Annotated in this window: 6 protein-coding genes; 4 read left to right on the top strand and 2 right to left on the bottom strand. The window is 50.9% G+C overall.

What is annotated here, in order from left to right; genetic code table 11:
- Positions 1-687: hypothetical protein (locus ACP5KC_RS08790; RefSeq protein WP_424739343.1), on the top strand; the 687-nt coding region annotated here is incomplete at its 5' end.
- Here ACP5KC_RS08790 and ACP5KC_RS08785 read toward each other — a convergent pair.
- The gene (locus ACP5KC_RS08785) at positions 667-2,199 is read right to left on the bottom strand and encodes a radical SAM protein (protein ID WP_428287304.1); all 1,533 of its coding nucleotides are present in this window, start codon (positions 2,197-2,199) and stop codon (positions 667-669) included. The two genes, ACP5KC_RS08790 and ACP5KC_RS08785, sit on opposite strands and share 21 nt — an antisense overlap.
- A gap of 37 nt (positions 2,200-2,236) precedes the next feature.
- Here ACP5KC_RS08785 and ACP5KC_RS08780 point away from each other — a divergent pair, with 37 nt between their 5' ends.
- The 3 genes from ACP5KC_RS08780 to ACP5KC_RS08770 all read left to right on the top strand — a co-directional run bounded on the left by ACP5KC_RS08780 (position 2,237) and on the right by ACP5KC_RS08770 (position 4,684).
- Positions 2,237-3,106 (top strand): ATPase domain-containing protein, encoded by an 870-nt coding sequence (locus ACP5KC_RS08780; protein WP_236944874.1) that lies wholly within the window; start codon positions 2,237-2,239, stop codon positions 3,104-3,106.
- A gap of 153 nt (positions 3,107-3,259) precedes the next feature.
- Positions 3,260-3,580 (top strand): DUF424 domain-containing protein, encoded by a 321-nt coding sequence (locus ACP5KC_RS08775; protein ID WP_052884708.1) that lies wholly within the window; start codon positions 3,260-3,262, stop codon positions 3,578-3,580.
- A 9-nt stretch (positions 3,581-3,589) separates the two neighbouring features.
- Positions 3,590-4,684 carry an NMD3-related protein gene (locus tag ACP5KC_RS08770; protein ID WP_273432934.1) on the top strand — a complete coding sequence of 365 codons (1,095 nt, stop codon included), beginning with the start codon at positions 3,590-3,592 and terminating at the stop codon, positions 4,682-4,684.
- On the opposite strand, the gene ACP5KC_RS08765 is transcribed toward ACP5KC_RS08770, so the two are convergent.
- On the bottom strand, positions 4,644-4,857 hold a 214-nt coding region (locus ACP5KC_RS08765; RefSeq protein ID WP_424740632.1), incomplete at its 5' end, for a ribbon-helix-helix domain-containing protein. The two genes, ACP5KC_RS08770 and ACP5KC_RS08765, sit on opposite strands and share 41 nt — an antisense overlap.

Genomic DNA, 4,857 nt, shown 5'->3' with positions numbered 1-4,857 from the left:
CTGCCCTACAAGGGGGTTGACCTAGAGAGGGTTATCAGACACGCTCGGCTTGTGAAGTTGGGCAGCAGATGGGTGATGGCCTTCAGCGAAGGCTCAGAAGTCGCCGTAGAGGCGCTCATCATTACTAGGCTCGAGCTTTTCAGACGAGTTTACTACCACAAGCATGTTACAGCCTTAGAAGCCCTCCTCGCTAAAATTTACAACAACATGATTGAAGAGAACTTATTAGAACCCCCATCCGAGATCATTGCTAGCGGGGAATGGTGCTTCTTCGACGACTGCTTCTTACTCGAAAAGATCAAGGGCCTCTCAAGGCGGGGAGGGTGGCTGGGCGAGGCCTCCCGCATGTTTTTACACGGAGAGATCCCAGTCCTTGTCGCCGAAGTTCATCTTCCGTCAAGTTCACATCAAGACGTTACTGGCGAGCTTCTGGAAGCCTCAGCCGAGTGCGGTATTCCTCAAGAATGGGTTATCGTGCACATCCCAAAGCTCATCCCTGTAAAGGATCCGGACAGCCTGCTGATCATACGCGGGGACAGGCTCGAGAGCATCATGAACGTCAACGGAAGCCTGTTAAAGGCTCTCAAGGACTTTGCATATTCTCCTGTAAGGGTTTACACGAGGCGAGAACATGCTAAGAGGCTTAGGGAGTGTATTCAGCCCAGGCTAGCCCGCCTTAAGCCATAAAGCGCGTGGACTCAGGCGTATAAAGTCCCACGGGTGGGGCTGACTTAGAACGCCAAGATATCTCTTAACATTCAATCCAACATTATGTGCTGCTCTACGCCACGCCCCTAAACCACCTCCGAGGAAAGCCCACTCCAGTAGCAGTCTACCCACCTCTGCATCGCCCCTGGCTATCACCGTTTGTATTGCTGCAAGCCTGGGATCATACTCCCTGATACTAGCTATTGCCCCAAGGCTTCTCTGCAGGAAATCGATTCTCCTCCTAGCCTCTCTAAGCCCTATGAATGCCGCGTCTTGAAGGGGGGTGTGTGGCTTCGGCACAAACGGGCTCACCGTTAGCTTAAGCTCTCTCTCCCCTCTGAAGCCGGACTCCTGTGAAATCCTTTCGATATACTTCACTGTCTCTACAAGGTCCTCAATAGTCTCTCCCGGAATCCCCACCATCAGGTAGAGTTTAAGGCTCTTAAAGCCGTGCCTTTTGGCGATGGCCGCAACCTCGAGTGCTCTGTCGAGGCTTAGGTACTTACCTATAGTAAGGGCAAGCCTCTTGGATCCCGTCTCGGGAGCCATGACTAGCGTCTTCTGCCCGCCCTGCTTGACAAGCTCGAGCTTGTCCTCGTCGAGTGTCTCCGCGCGAAAACTCGGTGTTGAAAACATGAAGTCCTCCTCGATCAACCTCTCCAAGATCTCCTTGGCCTTACTGTGATCGAAATAGGAGAGGCTTACAAGCTTTACTAGCCGCGTCTTGTTTGAGCTACTTCCCTCTAAGGCTATCTCGATGACATCCTTCAGAGGCCTCTCGCGCATGACGTTGAATATCCTGCCCTCCAAGCAGAACCTGCAGCTCCTGTAACACCCCCGTGAAGTCTCTACAGCTGTCCTGCGCCTCCACCCTTTATACTCCAGCGGCTGGAACTGAGCAGCTGGGTGGAATTCTCGTGGGAGGCTTTTCGGGAAAATGAAGTCTACGGGTTCTCCATTATTATGATGCGGCACGTAGAACCCCTTGGAGGCGGGGAGGGCATCCAGTAGTTGGTCTTTGTCTAAACCGTTCTCTCTGACTTTCTCGAGGAAAAACGGCATTATCTCCTCTATCTCGCCCACCGCTAGTACATCTATATACTCAGAGAGTGGCACGGGATTAGCTATAACAGGTGGTCCCCCAGCAATTATTATGGGAGCCACCCGATCCCTTGATCTCGGCGGTATCCCGGCTGCTATGAGGAAGCGTAAAATATTGACAAGGTCTAGCTCGTAGTGCACCGAGACGACTATGAGGTCAAACTGGCGTAGGTGGGAGCCTGTTTCCAGGCTTTCAACCCTAGGGGATCCATCAGTATCGAGGACAAAGCGCTCGGCATAAACATCATCCTGCTGGTTTAGATAGTAGTAGAGCATTTGATAGCTCAACGAGTCAGCCGCCACTAGGTAAAGCGAAGGGTATAGCAGTGCAACTCTCAATGTCCCGCTCCTGGGCCTCTTGACGATGGCGTTTATCTCTACAAATCCCATGCGATTCACTTATTTAGCTGGTCCAGGTTAAGAACATATGCTTGGGCGTAAGCGTTTCGACAAAAACATGCCTTCCCCCACCAATATACCTGTTGAAGACGCGCAGCCCCCGTCGGAGGCTACTCCGGATGAGCAGCTGGTCCACGAGGAAAAGGCACTTGTAGGCGGTGAGAGACGGGGATACGACCTGGTCAAGACGGGCATAGAGGGACTTGACGAGAGAATAGGGGGGTTGCTTCGAGGCAGGTCTTATCTCGTTACAGGAGAGACGGGAACAGGAAAAACGTTATTCTCGTTGACGTTCCTTATACAAGGTATCAGGATGGGGGAGCCCGGCATATACGTGCTTGTAGACGAGGACTACGACGACTTTGTGAGGGGTGCTAACGACTTCGGCTGGGACGTGGAATCCCTAATAAGCCAGGGGATGCTGAACGTGTTAACCCTCATGCCCGACTTCGTCGAGAGGCTCAAGAACAAGCCCGCAAACACTGTGGTGGACTCAATAGTCTATGGTATACTGGAAGAGACGAGGAAGATTGAGGCGAAAAGGCTGGTAATAGACCCTATAGCCCCCCTTATGGTGAATGAGGGTGATGTCGCTTGGACTCGCGAGTATATTAAAAACCTTATAATAAACCTTGAGAAGAGGATAGGAACGACAAACATCATCGTATCAGAGATACCGACAGGAAGCACCGCACTAAGCCGCTTCGGCGTAGAGGAGTTCCTAGCTGCAGGAGTCTTCGTGCTTGGACTCGAGAGAGTCAAGAACACCTTTTACCGTACACTCTTCGTCCGCAAGATGCGGTGGAGGCCTGTGCCCCCCGATATATACGTCTTTGACATCCAGAATGGCAAGGGCATAGTTGTAAAAGACAAACTCGCCAATATTTTGAGGGCTTAAAACTGTCAGTCCTGGTATCACAACTCACCGGTCGTTAATACCAACCCTCATCATCCACTTTTCATGCTCGCTTCACGCTCAAAAGGCTTTTGCAGGTTGGGAGGCAAGCTTTTTATCCATGGTAAAAGGTAAAGAATCTGAGGTATATCAACGGTGGCCCGGGTATCCGTCAAGGTTCACGAGACCAGCCAGTACACCATGGTGGCCATGTGTGATGAGGAGTTGCTTGGGAGGGAGTTCTCCCAGGGAAAGATAAAAGTAAGGCTTACCCATGAGTTTTTCGGGGGCTTGCTGCTTGACGTGGATTCCCCCGAGCTAGAAAGAGTATTGTCACGTGCAGACAGCATAACGGCTTTTGGCAGAACATGTGTCGAGAAGCTTGTCAAGATTTTTCCAACTGTGCGCGAGGCCAGCGTCGAGGTAGCCGGTATACCCCATGTGCAAATTTTTAAGATGCCGTTCGAGTCGATGTGACGGGTTGTGATGCAGAGGCTGCTCATATGTCCAGCCTGTGGCAGGGAGACGGATAAGCTAGTTGAGGGTCTATGCGAGGACTGCTATAGGAAAGAGCACCCCTTACTCGAGTTGAAGTCTGATCATGTCGAGCTACATGTGTGCAGGATTTGTGGCTCGCTTAGTATAAGGAAGGACAAGTGGCTCTCCTCGCGAGAGGATCTGGAGGAGGATCTCGAGAAGAACATCTCAAAGATAGCACGGGTACGTGGGCTCCTTCGAGAAGTTGACATAAAAGTCTCGGAGGACCTTTCCCTAATAATTATTAAGGCTAAAGGTAGAGCGTCAAACGAGCTTCGAAGCGACTACGTGGAGGAGCATGTGATGAAGGTGTTGACTAGGAAGACCGTCTGCGAGGCATGCCTCGGACAAGTCTCAAGAAGGAAGCACGCCTTAATACAGATTAGGGCACGCGACCAGAGACTAGGCGAGAAACGGCTTAAGGAAATTTCCAAGATCATCGAGGATACCCTTACCGAGCTTTCAACACACGACCCTTCAGCGGTTCCCGTGGAGGTTCAGCAAAAACCTGAGGGTCTCGACATATACTTCTCCGGGTATCCCGCTGCCAGAAAGGTCGCCGAGGCCCTGTCCAGGAGGATGTACGTTGAGGTTCTCGAGACAAGCAAGCTTATCGGTGTAGATGGGAGTGGTCGCGAGAAGTACAAGAGGACTATAAGGCTGCTGCTCCCAGGCTTCGTTCCCGGAGATGTAGTAAAATTGGACCAGGAGTTATATTATGTCTCAGCCTTATCGCAGCGGTATGTAGAGCTCTTGAACCTGCAGCGATACACGAAGGTTCGATTAAACCTCACCCGTGAGGTAACCTCAAAGATGAACGTAGTTGCCAGCGAAGAAGATCTGGCCGAGGGCCTGGTTCTTTCTAAGAGTGGGAATTTTCTCCAGGTATTAAACCTGAGAACATACGAGACCTTCGAGGTATACCTAGAGAAAGCGGAGGCACTTACGATGTTCCCGGTATCAGAAAAGGTTAAGATACTTCTCTTTGGAGAGAAAACTTACCTTATACCTTTCCAGTGTACTCCTCAAGAAGTAACTCGATAGCGTGCCTGACAAGCTCAGAGATCGAAGAGTACTTCTTGGACGCTACTAGCCTTTTCATCTCAAGGTACTCGCGCTCTTTAATCCTGAAATTAACCTTAACCAAGTCGCTCGGAGGCTTATCTGACACAATTATCCTTATCGCAAACACGGATAAATAGTTGTTACCACTCTGC

The sequence above is a fragment of the Infirmifilum sp. genome (assembly GCF_049970975.1).
Classification (GTDB): Archaea; Thermoproteota; Thermoprotei; order Thermofilales; family Thermofilaceae; genus Thermofilum; species Thermofilum uzonense.
This window is presented reverse-complemented; position numbering and strand designations above follow the sequence as displayed.